Annotated in this window: 19 protein-coding genes; 7 read left to right on the top strand and 12 right to left on the bottom strand. The window is 33.3% G+C overall.

Annotated features, from left to right (window positions below; translation table 11 throughout):
• Nucleotides 1–65: 65 nt before the first annotated feature.
• From QLS65_RS12335 to rlmB, 4 genes are all read left to right on the top strand, one after another.
• On the top strand, nucleotides 66–1,700 hold the full coding sequence (locus QLS65_RS12335) for a BamA/TamA family outer membrane protein (protein WP_282718081.1): 1,635 nt from the start codon (nucleotides 66–68) through the stop codon (nucleotides 1,698–1,700).
• Nucleotides 1,701–1,784: 84 nt separating this feature from the next.
• Nucleotides 1,785–5,042, top strand: a complete 3,258-nt coding sequence (locus QLS65_RS12340; protein ID WP_282711779.1) for a SusC/RagA family TonB-linked outer membrane protein — start codon at nucleotides 1,785–1,787, stop codon at nucleotides 5,040–5,042.
• A 3-nt stretch (nucleotides 5,043–5,045) separates the two neighbouring features.
• Nucleotides 5,046–6,497 (top strand): SusD/RagB family nutrient-binding outer membrane lipoprotein, encoded by a 1,452-nt coding sequence (locus QLS65_RS12345; RefSeq protein WP_282711780.1) that lies wholly within the window; start codon nucleotides 5,046–5,048, stop codon nucleotides 6,495–6,497.
• Nucleotides 6,498–6,565: 68 nt separating this feature from the next.
• Entirely contained in the window at nucleotides 6,566–7,300 is a 735-nt protein-coding gene (gene rlmB / locus QLS65_RS12350) for a 23S rRNA (guanosine(2251)-2'-O)-methyltransferase RlmB (protein WP_282718084.1), read from the top strand.
• A 44-nt stretch (nucleotides 7,301–7,344) separates the two neighbouring features.
• Here the strand turns inward: rlmB and QLS65_RS12355 are convergent, their stop codons facing one another.
• On the bottom strand, nucleotides 7,345–8,133 hold the full coding sequence (locus QLS65_RS12355; protein WP_282711784.1) for a rhomboid family intramembrane serine protease: 789 nt from the start codon (nucleotides 8,131–8,133) through the stop codon (nucleotides 7,345–7,347).
• A 240-nt stretch (nucleotides 8,134–8,373) separates the two neighbouring features.
• On the opposite strand from QLS65_RS12355, the gene QLS65_RS12360 reads away from it, so the two are divergent.
• Nucleotides 8,374–9,651: a replication-associated recombination protein A gene (locus QLS65_RS12360; protein WP_282718085.1), complete on the top strand. Its 1,278-nt coding sequence runs from the start codon at nucleotides 8,374–8,376 to the stop codon at nucleotides 9,649–9,651.
• Nucleotides 9,652–9,727: 76 nt separating this feature from the next.
• Here the strand turns inward: QLS65_RS12360 and QLS65_RS12365 are convergent, their stop codons facing one another.
• The 10 genes from QLS65_RS12365 to hpt form a co-directional block, all read right to left on the bottom strand.
• The gene (locus QLS65_RS12365; RefSeq protein ID WP_282711787.1) at nucleotides 9,728–10,492 is read right to left on the bottom strand and encodes a hypothetical protein; all 765 of its coding nucleotides are present in this window, start codon (nucleotides 10,490–10,492) and stop codon (nucleotides 9,728–9,730) included.
• Nucleotides 10,493–10,494: 2 nt separating this feature from the next.
• Nucleotides 10,495–11,184, bottom strand: a complete 690-nt coding sequence (locus QLS65_RS12370; RefSeq protein ID WP_282711788.1) for a YjjG family noncanonical pyrimidine nucleotidase — start codon at nucleotides 11,182–11,184, stop codon at nucleotides 10,495–10,497.
• 8 nt (nucleotides 11,185–11,192) lie between these two features.
• On the bottom strand, nucleotides 11,193–11,888 hold the full coding sequence (gene radC / locus QLS65_RS12375; RefSeq protein WP_282711790.1) for a RadC family protein: 696 nt from the start codon (nucleotides 11,886–11,888) through the stop codon (nucleotides 11,193–11,195).
• 11 nt (nucleotides 11,889–11,899) lie between these two features.
• On the bottom strand, nucleotides 11,900–12,358 hold the full coding sequence (locus QLS65_RS12380) for a GNAT family N-acetyltransferase (protein ID WP_099713455.1): 459 nt from the start codon (nucleotides 12,356–12,358) through the stop codon (nucleotides 11,900–11,902).
• 7 nt (nucleotides 12,359–12,365) lie between these two features.
• A complete protein-coding gene (locus tag QLS65_RS12385; RefSeq protein WP_282718088.1) occupies nucleotides 12,366–13,721 on the bottom strand; it encodes a UDP-N-acetylmuramate--L-alanine ligase in 1,356 nt (451 codons plus the stop codon).
• Between the two features lie 45 nt (nucleotides 13,722–13,766).
• A complete protein-coding gene (locus QLS65_RS12390; protein ID WP_282718091.1) occupies nucleotides 13,767–14,465 on the bottom strand; it encodes a tetratricopeptide repeat protein in 699 nt (232 codons plus the stop codon).
• 128 nt (nucleotides 14,466–14,593) lie between these two features.
• Nucleotides 14,594–15,595 carry a GTPase ObgE gene (gene obgE / locus QLS65_RS12395; protein ID WP_099713458.1) on the bottom strand — a complete coding sequence of 334 codons (1,002 nt, stop codon included), beginning with the start codon at nucleotides 15,593–15,595 and terminating at the stop codon, nucleotides 14,594–14,596.
• Between the two features lie 68 nt (nucleotides 15,596–15,663).
• Nucleotides 15,664–16,938, bottom strand: coding sequence for a hemolysin family protein (locus QLS65_RS12400; RefSeq protein ID WP_099713459.1), 1,275 nt, complete (start codon nucleotides 16,936–16,938; stop codon nucleotides 15,664–15,666).
• 215 nt (nucleotides 16,939–17,153) lie between these two features.
• Entirely contained in the window at nucleotides 17,154–17,726 is a 573-nt protein-coding gene (locus QLS65_RS12405) for an adenylate kinase (RefSeq protein ID WP_282718100.1), read from the bottom strand.
• A 12-nt stretch (nucleotides 17,727–17,738) separates the two neighbouring features.
• Nucleotides 17,739–18,269: a hypoxanthine phosphoribosyltransferase gene (gene hpt, locus QLS65_RS12410; protein ID WP_099716186.1), complete on the bottom strand. Its 531-nt coding sequence runs from the start codon at nucleotides 18,267–18,269 to the stop codon at nucleotides 17,739–17,741.
• A 216-nt stretch (nucleotides 18,270–18,485) separates the two neighbouring features.
• Here hpt and QLS65_RS12415 point away from each other — a divergent pair, with 216 nt between their 5' ends.
• Complete coding sequence (locus QLS65_RS12415; protein WP_099713461.1) at nucleotides 18,486–19,637, top strand: 5-(carboxyamino)imidazole ribonucleotide synthase; 1,152 nt, start codon at nucleotides 18,486–18,488, stop codon at nucleotides 19,635–19,637.
• Nucleotides 19,638–19,743: 106 nt separating this feature from the next.
• Nucleotides 19,744–20,229: a 5-(carboxyamino)imidazole ribonucleotide mutase gene (gene purE, locus QLS65_RS12420; RefSeq protein WP_199074816.1), complete on the top strand. Its 486-nt coding sequence runs from the start codon at nucleotides 19,744–19,746 to the stop codon at nucleotides 20,227–20,229.
• Nucleotides 20,230–20,274: 45 nt separating this feature from the next.
• Here the strand turns inward: purE and QLS65_RS12425 are convergent, their stop codons facing one another.
• Entirely contained in the window at nucleotides 20,275–20,946 is a 672-nt protein-coding gene (locus QLS65_RS12425; RefSeq protein ID WP_282718102.1) for a hypothetical protein, read from the bottom strand.
• Between the last annotated feature and the right edge of the window lie 79 nt (nucleotides 20,947–21,025).

Raw genomic sequence — 21,025 nt, forward strand, 5'->3', positions numbered from 1 at the left:
CCGCTTTTATTTTACTATTCTTTCTGAATTTTTGCCTTGATTCTTATGCGCAAAATTTTCGATTATTGATAACCGGGAGCAATTCATTAGAAACAAAAACTATAGATTCCCTAAAATACAACACCGAACACAAAAACACGAAATCCATTAGCGAAGAAATACATAAACTTTCAGAAAAACTATCCGAAATAGGCTATATAGACAACACTACTTTAGAACTTACTAAAAAAGAAGACTCTAGTTACGTTGCGAATTTTGAGTTAAGAAAAAAAATAAAATCTATACATATATATATAGGTGCAAATAATCTACTAAACAACTTATCACATCTAAGCAAAAAAGACACTCTAACGCTACCCTACACAAAAATTAATTCTTTTCTAAAAGAAGCTGTTCAAAAATTAGAGCAAAACGGATTTGCATTAGCAAAATTAAAACTGATTAACATTAAAAGAATCGATACCGAAATTTACGCTGATTTAAAACTAGATTCAGACCAAAAAAGAACACTAAACTCCATAATAATAAATTATACAGAAAATAACCGATCAAATAAATTCCCGAGTGGACATTTAGCACAAATCAACAGAAAATACAAGAACAGTATTTTCAATCAAAAAATAGTAGACCAAATCTATAATGATTTTGAGAAATTCGGATTTACCAACCAAGTAAAATATCCCGAAATTTTATTCACAAAAGACACAACAAAAGTTTTCGTATATCTTGAGAAAAAAAAATCCAACACTTTTGATGGTTTTATTGGATTTTCAAATAACGAAAATAAAAAAACAACTCTAAATGGTTATTTAGACGTAAAGCTAGAAAATATTTTAGGCTCTGGCGAACAATTATCTGTTTATTGGAAAAGTGACGGAAACGACCAAAAAACATTTAATGCTAACATTGAACTACCTTATATATTTAAAACTCCGATAGGATTAAAAGCACAAATTCAATTATTCAGACAAGACAGCACTTTCCAAAATACAAAAACAGCAATTGACTTAAGCTACTTTACAAACTACAATACACGTTTCTATATAGGATACCAAGCTACAGAGTCAAGCGACATTCAAAACTCAGTCGATACTTCGATAAGCGATTTCAACAATTCCTTTTTAACATCCAGCTTTAATTACACCAAATTAGATTTAACCAATTTTAACTTTCCCATAAAATCAATTTTTTCAATAACAGCTGGAATCGGAAAACGAGAGATTTACAATAAACCAGAAAACACCACCAAGAGCAATCAATTTTTTTTAAATATTCAAGCAACACAAAACCTAACCTTAAACAAAAAGAATATAATACATTTAAATAGTCAGAATTATTATTTAAAAAGCGATCGATATCTTACAAATGAACTTTTTCGTTTTGGAGGATTCAACAGCATAAGAGGCTTTACAGAAAACAGTCTAGAAGGATATTTCACAACCTCAATTCTTACAGAATACAGATACTTACTTTCTACCGACTTATATATACATTCAATACTAGATTACAGCATCTACATGAAAAAATCAGACATTGAAAAAGTACACAACACCAAAAAACTACTAGGAATAGGGTTTGGATTTGGACTACAAACAAAAAATGGAATATTAAAATTAGCTGTTGCAAATGGCAGTACCATTAATCAAAAAATTGAAATTTATAACACTATAATCCACATTTGTTATAATGTTAAATTTTAAATACAATAAAAAATAGAGATTTATATATTAGGAAAGTTAACAAATTATTAAGAAGTTTGCGATACTAATTCAAAATATTAAAAAATGAAACTAAAGTTCAATGGAATCTTAGTGCTACTAGTAGTACTTATGGCGCAACTTACTTTTGCGCAAGAAAGATCTGTTTCAGGTGTTGTTTCTGATAATGCAGGATTGCCTATACCAGGCGTGAGTGTATTAGTAAAGGGAACAAATTCAGGAACACAAACTGATTTTGATGGAAAATACTCTATCAAAGCTTCTCCAAGTCAAGTCTTGGTTTTTAGCTACATTGGGATGAAAACCCAAGAAGTTACAGCTAGCTCATCAACTGTTAATGTAAAATTAGCAAGTGGTGCATTAGAACTTGAAGGTGTTGTAGTAACAGCTTTAGGTATTAAAAGAGAAAAAAAATCTCTTGGTTACGCTACTCAAGAAGTAAAAGCTGAAGACTTAAATTCTGGCGCAGGAAGTGGAAACTTCATAAATGAACTTTCTGGTAAAGTAGCTGGTGTTAATATCAAAAGAAACAATAACTTTGGTGGTTCATCAAGCATTGTATCTAGAGGTGTCAAAAGCTTAAGTGGTAACAATGAAATGCTTATTGTTATCGACGGAATGCCGATAAACAACTCTAACATCAACTCTAACACTGCAAGTCAAACTACAGGCGCAGGTAACACATACGATTATGGAAACGCAGCGATGGACATCAACCCTGACGACATCGAAAGCGTAAATATCCTTAAAGGAGCAGCAGCATCAGCTTTGTATGGTTATTTAGGTGGAAATGGTGTTGTAATGATTACTACAAAAAAAGGGAAATCAAAAAAAGGATTAGGAATTACTATATCTAGTGAATTTGTTGCTGGGACTATAGACAAATCTACATTTGTTAAGTATCAAAATAAATATGGAGCAGGTTATGGCCCATATTATGAAGATGCTTCAGGATTCTTTTTATCAAGAGATATCAATGGAGATGGGGTTGAAGATTTAGTAGTACCAACTTCTGAAGACGCTTCTTATGGAGCTGCTTTTGATCCTAATTTACTGGTTTACAACTGGAATGCTTTTACTCCATGGTCTGATAGCTATCAGAAAGCTACTCCTTGGGTGGCCGCTAAAAACGATCCAACTACATTTTTCGATACCGCTACTTCTTTTAATAATTCTATATCATTAGAAGACGGTAATGACACTACAAATTTTGTTTTGAATTTTACCAATTCTAAACAAACTGGTATCTTACCAAATAGTGATATGAAAAAGAATAACATGAGTGCTAAAATAAATCATCAATTTTCAGATAAATTATCTGCTAGTGTATTTGCAAATTTCAGCACGCAATCTACTGTTGGTAGAAACTCAACTGGTTACAATGAAAATATCATGTCTATGTTCCGTCAATGGTGGCAAACAAACGTTGATGTTCAGGAATTGAAACAAGTATATGAAAGATCAGGTGGACAAAACATAAACTGGAATTATTCAGATCCTTCAGACTTAACTCAAATCTACTGGGACAATCCATACTTTATAAGAAATAAAAATTTTCAATCTGACGAAAGAAATAGATTCTTAGGTTATGGTAGATTAGATTACAAACTAACTGATTGGTTAACCGTTTCAGGTAAAATATCTACAGATTCTTACAGCGAATTACGCGAAGAAAGAAGAGCATTTGGTTCTATTGCTGGAGATTTTGGAATTAACAGATTAGCAGAAACTTCAGGATACCAAAAGTACAACAGAACTTTTTCTGAGCAAAACTACGACTTCATCCTAACCTTCAAAAAAGACATTTCAGAAAACATTAGTTTTAATGGAGTAGCTGGAGGTACGTCTGTAAGAACTAGAATTATTTCTACTTTGAACTCGACTCAAGGTGGACTTATTGTACCGGATCTTTTTAGTCTATCTAATTCAGTTGCAGGAGTTCCTTTCCCTATTGAATCAGAAGTTAACCAAGGAGTTAATAGTTATTATGCTTCTGCATCTTTCGGATATAAAGACTTTTTATTCTTAGACGGGACAGTAAGAAGAGATGCATTCTCAAACTTACCACAAGAAGAAAATGCAATCAACACTTATTCAGCTTCAGGTTCTTATGTTTTCACGAACCACATTAACAAACCATGGCTAAGTTTTGGTAAAATAAGAGCTGGATATTCTGAAAGCCCGCTTGGAACACCAAATCAATCTTTAATTGATACTTATATCAAAAATGATCCATTTGGAACTAACCAACAATACTCTGTTGCTTCTACAAAAAACAATCCAAATTTGAAAGCCGTAAAAACTAACACACAAGAAATTGGTTTAGAAATGCAGTTTTTAAACAGAAGACTTGGTTTCGAATTAAGTGCATACAAAAATGTTAATGAAGGAGAAGCTATTTCAGTTCCTTATTCTACAGCAACTGGAAACAGTGCAAGATTAGTAAATGCAGCAACTGTAGAAAATAGAGGTATTGAAGTACAATTTAATGCTACACCAATAAAAACTAAAGATTTTGCATGGGATATTTTCGTAAACTGGTCAACCAATAAAAATGAAGTTACCAAGTTAATCGATGGTATTGACAACCTTAGACTAAGTTCTTTTGGACAAGGTGTAACTCTTAATGCAGCTGTAGGTGAAGCTTATGGTGTACTTAGAGGTACTGATTTCACTTATTTGAATGGTGAAAAAGTAGTTGGAGCAAACGGAAGATATGTTGTAAATGCTTCAGCAAATAATGTTATTGGAGATGTTAACCCAGAGTGGTTAGGTGGTGTGCGTAATAAATTTACTTACAAAAACTTATCATTTGGATTTTTGATTGACATGAAAAAAGGAGGGGATATATTTTCTCTTGACCAAGCATATGGTTTAGCTACTGGTCTATATGATGTAACTGCAGGTAATAACGAACTTGGTAACCCTATAAGAAATACTATCGCTAATGGTGGTGGTGTTATTTTACCTGGCGTACAAGCAGACGGTTCTCCAAACACTGTAAGAACACCTTCACCAGACCAATACGGTAACGTATCTGGATACAGAAGAGCTCCTAACAAAGCTTTTGTATACGATGCTTCTTTCATAAAATTAAGAGAAGTAAGTATTACTTATTCTTTACCAACTACAATCGTTTCTAAATTAAAACTTACTGACATGAAATTCAGCATTGTAGGTTCAAATTTATGGATAATCGACAAAAACCTTCCTTATGCTGATCCAGAAAGTGGATTAAGTGCTAACTCTAATTCAGCAGGATACTCAATAGGTTCATTGCCATCAACTAGAAATATTGGTTGTAACGTAACATTTAAATTTTAAATTATGAAAAAGATACTTTTATTAATCTCATTTATAACCCTATCAGTAGTATCATGTTCTGATGACATTACAGGATTAAATGCAGATACAAAAAACCCAACTACTACAAAGCCAGAGTATTTGTTTACAAATGCTCAAAAAACTTTAGTTGATCAGATGGTTAATGCATCTGTAAACAGAAATGTTTTCAGATTATTCACTCAATACTGGGCAGAAACTACGTATCCCGATGAAAGTCAATATAACTTAACAACCAGACCTATTCCTGACACTCACTTTACAACTCTTTATAGAGATGTATTAAGAGATTTGAAAGAATCTAAAACTGCGTTAAACAAAGAAGTTGTGGCTGGTGCTGAAGAAACTGAAGTATTAAACAATAAAAAAGCTATTGTTGACATAATGTCTGCATATACTTTCAGCGTACTAGTTGACACTTTTGGAGACGTTCCATACACTGAGGCTTTGGATATTGAAGGTAAACCTTTACCAAAATACGATGATGCACAAACAATCTATAAAGATCTTATCAGCAAATTAACTGTAGCTTCTGCATCATTGAATTCTTCTGCTGGAAGTTTTGGATCTGCTGATTTAATTTATGCTGGAAATACTGCAAAATGGAAAAAATTTGCAAACTCTCTTAGATTAAGACTTGCAGTAAATATGCATGATGTAGACGCTGCTTATGCTGCTACACAGATAAGTGCAGCTGTTAGTGCAGGTGTAATGTCTAATAACTCAGACGATGCTAATCTAGTATACTTAGGAGCTGAACCCAATGCAAATCCATTATATGTTGATATCGTAGCTAGTGGTAGAAACGATTTTGTTATTGCTGATACGTTTGTTAACAAACTAAACTCACTAACAGACCCAAGAAGAGCTAAATATTTCACATTTGCTCCAGGAACTACTAATTACATTGGAGGTATCTACGGATCATCTAACAGTTATACAAATTTTTCTCATATCAATGAAACGATAGTACAACCAACTTTTCCAGGTACAATATTTGACTTTGTAGAAACAGAATTCTTGTTAGCCGAAGCTGCTGCTAGAGGAGTAGCTGTTGGAGGTACTGCAACAATACATTACAATACTGCTATTACAGCATCAATGGAACGTTGGGGTGTAGATGCTGCTAATATTGCAACATATTTAGCACAACCAAGCGTAGTATATAATGCTGCAAACTGGAAAAAAAGTATAGGCGAGCAAGCTTGGATAGGTTTATATAACAGAGGATTTGAAGCATGGATTTCATGGAGAAGATTAGATTTTCCAGTTTTAGTTGCTCCGGCCTCTACATACAACGACATCACTAAAGTCCCTACAAGATACACTTATCCTGCTGGAGAACAAACAGTTAATGCTGCAAATGTTACTGCTGCCTCTGCACTCATCAATGGTGGAGATTTATTAACCACAAAAATATTCTGGGATAAATTCTAATTATCACTTAATTCTATTATTAAAACCATCCCATTTTTTGGGGTGGTTTTTTTTTATATCTTTGCGGCATGGAAAAAGAACATCAAATATTTGGGATTAGAGCAATAATAGAAGCTATACAAGCGGGTGCAACTGTAGATAAAGTGTATATTCAAAAGGAAGCGAACAGCGAACTGATGAAAGACCTGATGAAAGTCATGAAGCGTGGTAATATTAACTTTTCATATGTACCAGTTGAAAAACTAAATAGATTGACACCTAATAATCATCAAGGTGCAGTAGCTACTATCTCTCCCATTTCCTTTTTTGACTTAGAATCTTTGATAGAAACAGTAATCGAAAACGGGAAAAAACCTTTGTTTTTGATTTTAGATCAAATATCTGATGCACGTAATTTTGGTGCTATTATCAGAACTGCTGAGTGTACCGGAGTAAACGGAATCATTGTCCAAAAAGCAGGTTCGGCAGCTGTAAATGGCGATACTGTAAAAACATCAGCCGGAGCAGTATTTAATATTCCAATTTGTAAAGTAGAACACATTAAGGACGCTATTTTTCTTTTGCAAGCAAGTGGTATAAAAACTGTTGCAGCTACTGAGAAAACAGATCAAAATATTTATGACATTTCATTAAACGAACCTATAGCAATCATTATGGGATCGGAAGATAGAGGTGTAAACCCATCAGTACTTAAAATTGTTGATGAGAAAGCTAAACTTCCTATGTTTGGAACTATTGGTTCACTAAATGTATCAGTGGCTTGTGGAGCTTTTTTATATGAAGCTGTAAGGCAGAGAAGTTAATACATCTCTGACTCTTCCTAAAGGTAAAAAGACTAAAAAATGAATCAAGACTCCGGTTTTGATTCATTTTTTTCATTTGTGACAATCTCATAAACTACTGGAAAACTGGGAATGTAAAATGTTGACAATTCCTCTTGCTCTTCGTTCTCTTCAATTTTTGGGATATTTACAAAATTTCCATCAGCATCGAAACGCTGCATAAATTTATCTTCTGAAGGATCAAAATCTGGGCGTTCCCAATCATATTTAATGACTTTTTTATATTCAGGAGTTTTATAAACTAACGAAAGAAAAAAACCTGTGAGTAATCCTCCCAAATGTCCTTCCCAAGAAATAGATTTGTTTCCTGTAATTTCAGGACTTGGAAAAACATACCAAACCAAACCTCCATACACGACTATCACTGCAAGCGATAAAGCTACCAATCTATTGTATTTTGTTTGTATGCCTTTAAAAAAAACAAAACTAAAGAGAACATAAATCAATCCGCTTGCCCCTATGTGGTAATTATCTCTACCAATAACCCAAGTAATACATCCCGAAACTAAAATTCCGTATCCAATAACCTTTACCGATTGCTCTGCATAAAAAAATTGTAAAGCTGCCAATAAAATTAATAAAGGAACCGAATTATTATAAAGATGCTCCATATCAGCATGAATGAATGGACTAAAAAAAATACCTTGCAAACCTGAAAAAGTTCTAGGATAAATACCATTTTGCACAAAGTCAAAATCAAATCGAATTTCCAGCCAAAAAACAAACCACAGGAATACCACAAAAAAAAGTGGTAACCCAATAACTGAATTGGTAAATTTAAAATGCTTTTCCATGAATAGCGAGAAGTTTTATATTCTGGTTTTAATTCAAAAACTTATCCAAAACCAATTTAATGCTATTTTGTCATATTTAAACTAAAAATGCTTTTTTATACGGATGCTTAGCCCAGATGGAAACGGCATCCTTTTACATCTCGTTTTTTCAACGAGTGTACAGCAGGAAATAGCTCCTAACGAAACAAATTTTGACAATCCAAGACAAGTTCAGATTAAAAAAAACAGTAATTTTACGTTATGGAAGCACCACTTGCAGAACGCATACGACCAGAAAAATTAGAAGACTACATCAGTCAATCCCACCTTGTAGGACCAAATGGATCATTGACGCAACAAATTGCAAAAGGAATCATCCCTTCATTAATATTTTGGGGACCACCGGGAACTGGAAAAACTACATTAGCACAAATTATTGCGCAAGAATCGAAACGACCATTTTATATTTTGAGCGCCATCAATTCTGGTGTAAAAGATATTCGTGATGTGATTGAAAAAGCGAAGCAAAGCGGTGGTTTGTTTACCGCTAAAAATCCTATTTTATTTATTGATGAGATTCACCGTTTTAGCAAATCTCAACAAGACTCTTTGCTGGCTGCAGTAGAAAAAGGGTGGATTACACTTATCGGTGCCACTACAGAAAACCCTAGCTTTGAAGTGATTCCTGCATTACTTTCCCGCTGTCAAATATATGTATTAAATGCTTTTACCAAAAAAGATTTAGAGTCTTTGTTAGAACGCGCTATGAGAACGGACAGCTATTTGTCTACTAAAAATATTATTTTAAGCGAAACAGAAGCGCTACTGAGACTTTCCGGTGGCGATGGACGAAAGCTATTAAACATATTTGAACTTGTTGTAAATGCGTCCAATGAAGATGAAATTATAATTACAAATGATCGTGTTTTTGCCTTGGTGCAACAAAATACCGTTTTGTATGACAAAACCGGCGAACAACATTATGACATAGTTTCTGCTTTTATCAAATCCATTCGAGGAAGTGATCCTAATGGAGCTGTATATTGGCTTGCCCGAATGATTGAAGGCGGAGAAGATGTAAAGTTTATAGCACGAAGAATGCTAATTCTAAGTAGTGAAGATATAGGTAATGCTAATCCAACGGCTTTCATTATGGCAAATAATACTTTTCAGGCAGTTGCTACAATAGGATATCCTGAAAGTAGAATTATTTTGAGCCAATGCGCCGTTTATTTAGCGACCTCCCCAAAAAGTAATGCGTCTTACTTAGCCATCGGAACGGCACAACAACTTGTAAAACAAACTGGAGATTTACCGGTTCCTATTCACTTACGTAATGCTCCCACGAAATTAATGAAAGAATTAGGTTATGGTGAAGAATACAAATATTCCCACGATTACACCAATAATTTTGCTGAACAAGAATTTTTACCTGAGGCATTAAGCAAAACTCCAATATATGTTCCTGGGAACAACTCCAGAGAAAACAGTATCCGAGAATTTCTTAAAAACCGTTGGAAAGATAAATACGGATATTAAATTTCATAAAAAAAACGTCTTGATTTCTCAAGACATTTTTTTTATGAAACTATTTTCGGCAACAGATTTCTGAAGCCTAAAACTTAACGGCTACTTTTTCAGACATTAATTTATCGTTTTGATAATATTCAAAATACCACTGATTGTCTTTTAGAATTAATGACCCTTGAACCGTGTCTTTAATTGCGATAAAAGAATTCGGCTGAGAGGTTTTAAATAACTTCATAATAACCTTTGGTGTGCTATCTATCAATTGAAAACCAGTAGCTGTAGGCTGTGCATACAGTAAATTAGAATCTGCAACTACAGTATTAACCACAACAGACTCACTTACTACATTAGCAACTACAGCTATAGGAGATGACATTGGCTTAACAATCTCTGTTTGCATCGAAGATTGGACTTTAGTTGTCGCACTTCCATTGTATTTATATTGCAAATCATAAACAGATTTAAATGCTTCGTTCAATGATTCGGTATAAGCAACCTGATATTCTTTTTCTTTACTTTTTCCAGTTATCGACTGGAAAATTATTTTTCCGTAACAATCTTTCAACGTTATAAAAAGTTTTGTTGTCAAAAAACCGTTTTCTTTAACCACATCAACATACAATAAACTACACCTATCATTATACTCGGCCGGTATAGTTTCACTAGCATAAAATGAAACCAATCCTGCTTTATTTAAATTAAACTTGGTTAATGTATTCAACCGGAATTGGTTCTCACCTTTGAGAAAATCATATTTTAAAGGAACAATTACAGCTTTGTAATCGTTTACAGACTGGGAATAGGAATAACTAACGACCAATAATAACAATAATAGAAATTGCTTTTTCATATTTATAAATATTTTTTAAGTTCTAATAAATGATTAATTTGTTTAATATGATCTTCGACATGCATTTTACTTTCATTAAAAAAAATAGCATCTAATCCAGCGTCGAGCGCACCTAATACATCTGCATCTAAGCTATCCCCTATCATAATGCTGTTTTCTTTTTTGGCTTTGGCCAAATCTAAGGCATAATCAAAAATAATAGGATTTGGTTTTTTCACTCCAGCCATTTCAGAATTTGTGACGGTTTGAAAATAACTTCCTATATTAGAATTATGTATCTTTTTGTATTGAACCTCAGCAAATCCATTTGTAATTATATGAAGATTATATTTTTGATTTAAATAGTCTAAAACTTCAAAAGTGCCATCAAAAAGATGATTGTTTTCAGGTAAAAAACGAATATAATCATTTGCTATGGCATCAATTTCCTCGTCAGAAATCGAATAATCAAGAGCATCAAAAGAATACTTCAGTCGATTATAACGTAACTCTTCATGCGTAATTTTATCATATTGATATAGCTTCCAACATTCTTGGTTTATAGGCACATATTTTTCAATAAAAACTTTGGTTTCAATTGCGGGATGATTTTTATTAAAAATAGTCTCAAATGTCAACTCTGAATTTTTATCAAAATCCCAAAGCGTATGATCTAAATCAAAGAAAACATCAGTTATTATAGTATGTTTCATTTTATGTTTTAAAATATTCCTTCATCAGCAAAACTAAAATAATTTTTTTCAGTAACAATCAAATGATCTAGTACTTTTATTTCTAAACTATCGCCTGCCAATTTTAATTTTCTTGTAATCTGTTTGTCTGCATCACTTGGAATCAGAGTTCCCGATGGATGATTGTGGCACAATATTAATCCGGTAGCACCCATTTCAAGCGCTGTTTTAAAAACGATGCGAACATCTACTAATGTTCCGGTAATACCGCCTTTACTCAATTGGGATTTCGAAATAACCTTATTCGAGTTATTCAAATAAATGATCCAAAATTCCTCGTGTGGCAATTCACCAATAATAGGCTGCATGATTTCGAAAATGATTTTACTGGAAGTCACTTTCTTTAATTCTACCGCATCTTCCGCCCTTCTTCTTCTTCCTAATTCTAAAGCAGCTATAATGGAAATAGCTTTCGCCTCACCAATGCCTTTGAAATTCATTAATTGCGAAATGGATAATTTTCCTAATGCATTCAAATTATTGTCTACACTTGCTAAAATCCTTTTACTCAAATCAACAGCCGATTCATTTCTACTTCCTGAACCAATCAAAATGGCAATCAATTCTGCGTCACTTAAAACACTTTTGCCTTTCAGCATTAATTTTTCTCGTGGCTTATCATCTTCGGACCAATTCGTTATAGGAAAAAAGGAATTTTCAGCCATTCATTTGTTATTTAAATTTGTTTCCGCATGCAAATACTATTTTCTAAACCCACATAAGGCTCATAATTATCAACTATGCTATATCCTGTTTTTTGATATAAAGCGATAGCTTCCTTTTGTTTGTATAATGTTTCCAAAACAGAAAATGAATATCCTAAATCATGCGCCCAAAGTTCTAGCTCACGTAAAATATTTTGAGCTAAACCCATTCCTCTGGCTTCAAGAGAAACAAACATACGCTTTATTTCAATTGTATCCTTGTCGTATTTCTTAAAACAACCACATGCTACAGGATTGTTTTCCAAATAAATGACAACAACATTTGGATTTAATTCAATAATATTATTACCCCAATAATCTGTTTTCAATTCCGGATAACGCTCCCACAAACTTTTATCTAATGCGCCAATGAGATTTATAAAATCCGGATTTTCACTTGTAGTTTTAGAAATTCTTATAGTATCACTCATATCACTTTTACTTTACCAATTCCTTTACCTCATCAAAGTTTAATCCGCCATAATTACCGGAACTCATCAACAACAAAGCAGAATTTTCAAGATTTAAATTAAATAAATAGTCTTTGAAATCTTTTGGATTCGTATAAATAATTAAATCTTCACGATTAAAAGATTTTGCAATTTGGTCGTATGTAACTTCTTCAAGCTGTTTAATTTTTACAGCGTCAGGAGAATAGAAAACTACTGCTTTATCCGCATATTCTAATGCACCTTCATATTCTTTTAGAAACTCCGCATTCAAACTGCTGTACGTATGCAATTCTAGACAAGCCACCAAAGTTCTGTTTGGATATTGCTCTTTAACCGCTTTAGTAGTTGCGGCAACTTTACTTGGTGAATGCGCAAAATCCTTATAGGCAACTTTTGTTTTGCTTTCTGCAATTTTTTCCAATCGTTTTGATGCGCCTTTAAAACTGGCAATGGCTTCATAAAAATCAGCTTCATCGACTCCCATGTTTTGGCAAATCCATTTGGCTCCAGCCAAATTATTAAGATTATGCGCTCCAAAAACTTCAATTGGCATATCGCCTTCTGGAGTTTCTAGAAGTGTCACACCATCATTAACAGAATATTTTGGAGTATGATACGCTAGTTTACGGATTGGGTTTGTCGCGGCTTCTGAAACACGTTTTACTTCAGCATCATCTTCATTGTAAACTAAAATTCCGCCATTGGTAATTTTGCCAATAAAAATTTCAAACTGTTCTACATAGTTCTCATACGTTGGAAAAACATTAATATGATCCCAAGCAATTCCTGAAATTAGGGAGATGTTTGGTTGATACAAATGAAATTTGGGTCTTCTATCAATTGGCGAAGACAAATATTCATCTCCTTCCAAAACGATAAAGTCATTCTCCTCCGTAAGATGTACCATCGTATCGAAACCTTCCAATTGTGCGCCAACCATATAATCTACTGCTATATCATGGTAATGCATCACATGTAAAATCATTGAAGTTATGGTAGTTTTTCCATGCGAACCGCCAATGACTACACGTGTTTTATTTTTTGATTGTTCGTACAAGAACTCCGGATAAGAATATATTTTAAGTCCTAATTCTTGTGCTTTTAGTAATTCAGGATTATCAGCTTTTGCATGCATGCCAAGAATAACTGCTTCAATATCTGATGTTATTTTTTCTGGAAACCAGCCCAATTCTGGAGGCAAAATTCCTTTTTTATCTAATCTTGATTTTGATGGTTCAAAAATAGCATCGTCACTTCCCGTAACTTGATACCCTTTGTTGTGTAATGCTAAAGCCAGATTGTGCATGGCGCTTCCTCCGATAGCTATAAAATGTGTACGCATTCTAATTTTTGGTTTATGGTTGTTGAATTCCAGAGAGATTAAAATCTATCTTGAACTTTTTTTATTATAGGTTTCTAATACTAATTTTGCTTTTTCTGGCTCTCTCATTTTGTTCTTGTATAAGTTAGCTAGCTTTTGATAACTTATTTTTGAACCTCCAATAAGTATCGCTTTTTTATACTGTTGCTCTGCAACTTTATATCTTTTAAAATATTCCTCAATATGACCTCTGGACAAATAACCATCAACAGGTGATAATCGCAACAATTCATTTGAATATTTTATAGCTTTGGATTCACTACCTCCTACAATTCCCGGCAACTGAATATATAATTCGATCAAAGCCCAACGTGATTCAATGTGTTTTGGATTAAGACTTATCGCTTTTTCAAAAGAACCTTTGACTTCATCAATCATACCAAGCGCCTTGAATTTACTTGTTTCTTTGGCTTTCATCCCTAAAGCTCCACCATATTTATAATAATAATCGGCTTCTGAAGGTTTTAAAATTTTTAGTTTTTTGTAATAAACAATCGCTTTATCCCATGATTTATTATAACCTGCAATATCTCCTAAATATTCGATTGTTTTCAAATCTGAAGAATTGGACTTCAAAACAGATTCAAACAGGGATTGTGCCTGTTCGTACTTTTCCTCTTTAAACAGTTTTTCTGCTTTATCAAAATTGGATTGAGACCAAATCATAATAGGAAATAACAAAAAGACCAGTATAATATGTTTCATCCTCCAAAAATAAGGAAATTTATAATTGTAATTCTCCAAGGATGTGAAAGGTTTAACTATTTTTTATAAAAAAGCCGTCTCATATATCATACGAGACGGCTTTTATAATTTATTTAAAAAATCAAGAATTAGTCATTCAACATTTTCCATAATTTATCTTTCAACTCTGTTAAACCTTGTTGAGCAACAGAAGAAATAAACATATAAGGAACATCCTTGAAAGCAACGTCTAATTCTGTTTTTAATTCTGCTTTCAACTCATCATCCAGCATATCGCATTTAGAAATCACCAACAAACGCTCTTTATCAAGCATTTCAGGATTGTATTTTGTCAATTCATTAACTAAAATATCATATTCAGCTTTGATATCTGGAGTATCTACTGGAACTAAAAATAGCAAAGTCGAATTACGTTCAATGTGACGCAAGAAATAATGTCCAAGACCTTTTCCTTCGGCAGCACCTTCAATAATTCCGGGAATATCTGCAATTACAAAAGATTGAAAATCTCTGTACGCAACAATTCCAAGATTTGGTTTTAAAGTTGTAAACGGATAATCCGCAATTTTTGGTTTAGCAGAAGTTAATACAGATAATAATGTTGATTTCCCTGCATTAGGAAAACCTACCAAACCTACATCAGCAAGTACTTTTAGTTCTAGAATCACATCCATTTCCACACCAGGCAAACCGGGTTGAGAATATCTAGGAGTTTGATTGGTTGAACTTCTAAAGTGCCAGTTTCCTAAACCACCTTTTCCACCACGAGAAAGTATTTGCTTTTCACCATCTTCGGTAATTTCAAATAATATTTCTCCGGTTTCCTTATCTTTTACTACCGTTCCTAATGGAACTTCAATGAATTTATCATCTCCATCTGCACCTGTACTTCTGTCGCCACTTCCATCTCCACCATTACCGGCTTTAATATGACGTGCAAATTTAAGGTGAAATAATGTCCATAGACCTTTGTTTCCTACAAGATAAACATGTCCTCCACGACCTCCATCTCCTCCATCTGGCCCACCTTTTTCAATAAATTTTTCTCTATGCAAATGCGTAGATCCTTTTCCTCCTTTTCCGGAAGAAACATATATTTTAACGTAATCTACAAAATTCCCTTCAGTCATTTTTTCTAATATTCAATGTTCAGCTTTAGTATTTAGTACTCATTTTGAGCAATTTAACCCTAAGCTATTTAATTTTTTAATGCTTTCACCATCACTTTATCAATCTTCACGCCATCCATATCAATGACTTCTAACTCAAATTTTTGCCAAATCAATTTTTCTCCTTGTTTAGGAATATGAGAGAGTTCAGTCATTATTAATCCACTCACTGTGGTTACTTCATAATCATTGATTAATTCATCTAATTCAAAGTAAGTCAAGAAATCATGCAACGAATAGTGTCCGTCAACCAACCAGCTTCCGTCTTCCCTTTCAATCAGCTGAAAATCATCTTTATAAAAATCAGAAGCATCACCAACCAATGCTTCCAAAATATCATTCAAAGTAATTACTCCTTGAAAAACACCATATTCATCTGAGACAAATGCATAATGAATGCCTGTTTTTTTAAAGTTTTCTAAGGCTATATATGCGGTGGTTTGCTCCATCATAAAAGGAGCTTCGGTCATTATATCCGCCAAATTGAAGTTTTCATTTTCAAAATGGGCGAAAATATTTTTCAGGTTAACAACTCCAACAATATCATCATAATTTTCACCGTAAACTGGATAAATAGAATGTAATTCTTTGAGCATAAATTCCTTAACCTGTTCTTTATCAGAATGCAAAGGTAAAAAAACCACTGACTTCCTGTGTGTCATCAATGAATTTATTTTTCTGTCTCCAATATGGAAAACGCGCTCCACAATATCTTGTTCAATTTCTTGAACTTCTCCTCCTTCGGTTCCTTCTTTGATTATCGCTTTTATTTCCTCTTCGGTTACTTTACCGTCAGCGGTAGGCTTTATTTGTAAAATATCCAATAAAAAATCTGTTGAATGTGTTAACAACCAAATAAATGGTGCTGTTACAATTGAAACAATTTTCATGGGTAATGCCACTGCTTTGGCAATGGATTCCGGATGATTCAAACCGATTCTTTTAGGTAATAATTCTCCTAGAACTAAAGAGAAAAAGGTCAAAACTACTACAACAATCCCCACAGCAACTGATGGCGCGTATGGTTTTAAAAATTCAAATCCGCTTACAAAAGTCTCTACATCCATTGTGATTTTATCACCACTATAAATACCGGTAAGAATTCCTATTAGCGTTATTCCTATTTGTACGGTTGATAAAAATTTGTTTGGTGAGTTCGCCAAATCCAATGCGATTTTAGCACTTTTATTCCCTTTTTTTGCCGCGGTCTCTAATCTGTTTTTTCTTGCTGAAATCAATGCGATTTCTGACATAGAGAAAACCCCATTTAATAGTATTAGAAAAAATATTATTAGTATTTCCAATTTTTTAGTTGATTCGTTTTTTATTTAAAATCTGATTTCTGAATTTGATTTTCTGAAATCTCCAGTCTGGATTTTAGCCCAGATGGGAATGAAAAGCCCAGAGTTAAAAAAGCTAATTTTTCTTGTCAAAAAAGAGCGACCAAAGGAAGCTCCTTTTATGGCTTAGAAAAATAGATTTTTTAACGAGGACTTGTAATGTACAGCTGGAATTGCTACTATAAATTATCAATCACGTTGCTTACTCTTTCTGTAATTTCAGAGATTGTACCTATTCCGTTTACTGCATAAAATTTACCTTGCTCCTCATAATAACTCATTAAAGGCGCTGTTTTTTCATTGTATTCCTGGTAGCGATTTCTGATTTTTTCTTCATCTTGATCATCAATTCTACCACTTGTTTTCCCTCTTTCCAATAGACGTTTTACCAGAATCTCATCATCGGCTTCGAGTGCAATTGTCGCTGCAACTTTAGAACCTATTGACGTAAGAAATGCATCTAAAGCTTCGGCTTGTGAAATTGTTCTTGGATATCCGTCAAACAATATTCCATTAGTATCCGGGTGTTTATTTACCTCATCAATCAGCATTTTTGTAGTCAATTCATCTGGAACTAAATCTCCAGCATCCATAAATACTCTTGCTTGTTTGCCAAGTTCTGTATCGTTTTTTAAATTAAAACGAAATACATCGCCCGTTGATATATGTGTTAATTTGTATTTTTCTTTCAAAAACTCTGCTTGAGTTCCTTTACCAGCTCCTGGTTTTCCAAATAAAACAATGTTAGTCATGTTGTTGTGTCGTTATTCTTTTAGTTTATATACTTCGGGTAAATTTCTTCCTAATCCATCGTAGTCTAAGCCAAAACCCACAATAAATTTATTGGGAATTCTAATCCCAATGTAATCTATTTTGATGTCTTTTGTGTATGCTTCAGGTTTAAAAAAAAGTGTTGCTATTTTAAAATGTTTTACATTTTGCTTTTTGAATAATTCTTTCAGTTCAACCAATGTATTTCCGGTGTCAACTATATCTTCGATTATGACAACAGAACGTCCAGTTAAATCCTGATTTATACCTATTAATTGTTTCACTTCGTTTGTAGTAGAAGTTCCTTCGTATGATGCCATTTTAATGAAAGATACTTCACATGGTTTTTTATATTGTTTCATAAAATCAGAAACAACCATAAAAGCTCCATTCAATACTCCCACAAATACCGGCGTTTCATCAGCAAAATCAGCTTCTACTTGCGAAACCATTTTAGCGATGGCAAAATCAATTTCTTTAGCAGAAATAAACGGAACAAATTGTTTATCGTGAAGTTGTATCATTATTTTCGTGTTTAAAATAATGCGCAAAGATACAGAATTCGGATTTGACAATTGATAATTGGGCATTAATTTCTAATTTTAAGTAAATTCCACAAAAAAACGAGTCAAAATGTATTAAAAGCAACAAATGATACAATAGAAATTATGAAGAAAATAAAATAGCATTTTCGGATTCAATCATTATAAAGTATCTTTGCATAAACATACAACTACACAATGAATTATTTTTCTTCTGATTTTAAATTGGGAATCCTCGGCGGAGGACAACTTGGTAAAATGCTGTTGTTTGACACCCGAAAATTTGACATACAAACTTATGTTCTTGATCCAAGTGATGAAGCACCATGCAAGATAGCCTGTAATAAATTCTTTAAAGGTGATTTAATGGATTTTGAAACGGTGTATAACTTTGGTAAAAAGGTTGATGTTTTAACTTTCGAAATTGAATTGGTAAATCTTGAAGCTTTAGTAAAACTAGAGGAAGAGGGAGTAAAAGTATTTCCTTCGCCAAAAACGTTGAAATTGATTCAAAACAAAGGAATTCAGAAAGATTTTTACACGCAACACACAATTCCAACTGCAAATTATAAACGATTTGAGAATCTAAAAAGTCTAATTGTTGATATTTTAGATTCTAAAACAAAACTACCGTTTGTATGGAAATGTACGGAATTTGGTTATGATGGAAATGGTGTAAAAGTGATTCGACAAATCTCGGATTTAGACAATTTAGCCAATGTAGAATGTATCGCCGAAGAAATGGTTCCGTTCAAAAATGAACTAGCCGTTATCGTTTGTCGCAATCCATCAGGCGAAATAAAAACTTATCCAGTGGTAGAAATGGAATTTCATCCAGAAGCCAATCAAGTGGAATATGTCATTTGTCCGGCTCGTATTGATGATAAAGTTGCCGAAAAAGCAAGAGCAATCGCATTGAATGTTTCCGAAAAGTTCAATCATGTTGGTTTATTAGCTGTTGAAATGTTTCAAACTGAAGATGATGAAATCCTTGTAAACGAAGTTGCTCCTCGCCCACACAATTCAGGTCATTATTCCATTGAAGCCAGCTATACTTCACAATTCGAAAATCATTTGCGAGCAATTCTTAATTTGCCTTTGGGAAATACCGACAGTAAAGTTGCTGGAATTATGGTAAATCTTTCGGGTGAAGAAGGCTATTCCGGTGATGTGGTGTATGAAAATATTGAAAAAATATTAGGCTGGAACGGTGTTACACCTCACATTTATGGCAAAAAACAGACACGTCCTTTTAGAAAAATGGGACATGTAACGATAGTAAATCCAGACATCAATGAAGCTCGAAGAATAGCTGAAAATGTAAAAAACACGATAAGAGTAATAAGTTAGTTAAAAGATTGAAAAAATTAAAAGATTGAAAAATTCAGAATACCAACTAAATTGAGTTTCTCAAAAAATCTTTAAATACTTAAATCTTTAAATCTTTAAATAAAAAATAATGAAAGTAGCCGTAATCATGGGAAGTATTTCTGATATGCCCGTAATGCAAGAAGCAATAGACATTTTAAAAGCATTCGATATAGAGATAGAAGTCGATATTGTATCAGCACACAGAACTCCCGAAAAACTATTTGATTTCAGCAACAATGCACACACTCGCGGAATTTCGGTAGTAATAGCAGGTGCTGGCGGAGCAGCGCATTTGCCAGGAATGGTCGCTTCTATGTCGCCACTTCCAGTAATTGGCGTACCTATAAAATCAAGCAATTCAATCGATGGTTGGGATAGTGTTTTATCCATTTTACAAATGCCAGGTGGAGTTCCCGTAGCAACTGTAGCATTAAACGGTGCGAAAAATGCAGGAATTCTTGCTGCTCAAATTATAGGAAGTCACAACAAAAGTGTGATGGAGAAAATAATTAAATACAAAACAGGATTGAAAGAAGCGGTTAACATAGCTGCTGAAAGTCTAAAAAAATAAAAAAAGCTCCGTAATGGAGCTTTTTTATTTAAAATCTTGAATCACTTATTCAACATCTACTGCTATTTCTAAAACCCCTTCAAATTCCGAAGCAATTATATCTTCTTTATTCAGCCAATACTCAGAGGTGGTAATGGTATAATTCAGATTATCCACAGTTGTTAAATCCCACAAAACATCCTCAGCTTCCGGAAAAGGAGCATTTTCATTCATTGGGTGATCAAACAATCGTTTGATAAGATTACTGTCAGACAATCCTTTGTTCAATAATTTAAGTACATTCTCTTTGGTCAACTGCATCTCATTTTCACTTTCTAATGATGCAATTGTAACCGTTATGATTGTTGCTTTTGCATTGGGAAATTTACCGTTATAGGCTTTGAAAAGCAATTGATTGATATGAAACAAAGTTGAATGCAAACCGATCTCCGGATATTCTTCACACACTTTATCCAAGAACATATCATTAGAAATTTGGTGAATTTGCCCTTCGTTTAAATGTTCTGACAATTTATATTCTAGTACGATCACTGCAGCCTCTTTGGGCTCAAAATCAGAAATTGCCATAAAAAGCAACTCTCTTAAACTGGAAGCATCCGCATCTGAAGCATCCGGATAATCAAATTTTTCAAGCAGTTTAATGTAATCATCATTTGTCCAATAGCTTTCAATTTCATCTACAGTATTCGCTCTATTTATTGTAATTTGATAGTTCATATTTTCTTTGAATATTTATTTCTTACTTTGATTTGTTTCTTCAGAAACCAATCTTTTTTTACAATTTAGGGCTTTATTA

Origin of the sequence: Flavobacterium algoritolerans, assembly GCF_030010385.1 — a bacterium.
Taxonomy (GTDB): domain Bacteria; phylum Bacteroidota; class Bacteroidia; order Flavobacteriales; family Flavobacteriaceae; genus Flavobacterium; species Flavobacterium algoritolerans.

Bases quoted from the DNA above. Each gene is read 5' to 3' on its own strand.
- QLS65_RS12340 (WP_282711779.1), top strand. From the start codon at position 1,785: ATGAAACTAAAGTTCAATGGAATCTTAGTGCTACTAGTAGTACTTATG.
- QLS65_RS12345 (WP_282711780.1), top strand. From the start codon at position 5,046: ATGAAAAAGATACTTTTATTAATCTCATTTATAACCCTATCAGTAGTA.
- rlmB (WP_282718084.1), top strand. From the start codon at position 6,566: ATGGAAAAAGAACATCAAATATTTGGGATTAGAGCAATAATAGAAGCT.
- QLS65_RS12355 (WP_282711784.1), bottom strand. From the start codon at position 8,133: ATGGAAAAGCATTTTAAATTTACCAATTCAGTTATTGGGTTACCACTT.
- QLS65_RS12360 (WP_282718085.1), top strand. From the start codon at position 8,374: ATGGAAGCACCACTTGCAGAACGCATACGACCAGAAAAATTAGAAGAC.
- QLS65_RS12365 (WP_282711787.1), bottom strand. From the start codon at position 10,492: ATGAAAAAGCAATTTCTATTATTGTTATTATTGGTCGTTAGTTATTCC.
- QLS65_RS12370 (WP_282711788.1), bottom strand. From the start codon at position 11,184: ATGAAACATACTATAATAACTGATGTTTTCTTTGATTTAGATCATACG.
- radC (WP_282711790.1), bottom strand. From the start codon at position 11,888: ATGGCTGAAAATTCCTTTTTTCCTATAACGAATTGGTCCGAAGATGAT.
- QLS65_RS12380 (WP_099713455.1), bottom strand. From the start codon at position 12,358: ATGAGTGATACTATAAGAATTTCTAAAACTACAAGTGAAAATCCGGAT.
- QLS65_RS12385 (WP_282718088.1), bottom strand. From the start codon at position 13,721: ATGCGTACACATTTTATAGCTATCGGAGGAAGCGCCATGCACAATCTG.
- QLS65_RS12390 (WP_282718091.1), bottom strand. From the start codon at position 14,465: ATGAAACATATTATACTGGTCTTTTTGTTATTTCCTATTATGATTTGG.
- obgE (WP_099713458.1), bottom strand. From the start codon at position 15,595: ATGACTGAAGGGAATTTTGTAGATTACGTTAAAATATATGTTTCTTCC.
- QLS65_RS12405 (WP_282718100.1), bottom strand. From the start codon at position 17,726: ATGACTAACATTGTTTTATTTGGAAAACCAGGAGCTGGTAAAGGAACT.
- hpt (WP_099716186.1), bottom strand. From the start codon at position 18,269: ATGATACAACTTCACGATAAACAATTTGTTCCGTTTATTTCTGCTAAA.
- QLS65_RS12415 (WP_099713461.1), top strand. From the start codon at position 18,486: ATGAATTATTTTTCTTCTGATTTTAAATTGGGAATCCTCGGCGGAGGA.
- QLS65_RS12425 (WP_282718102.1), bottom strand. From the start codon at position 20,946: ATGAACTATCAAATTACAATAAATAGAGCGAATACTGTAGATGAAATT.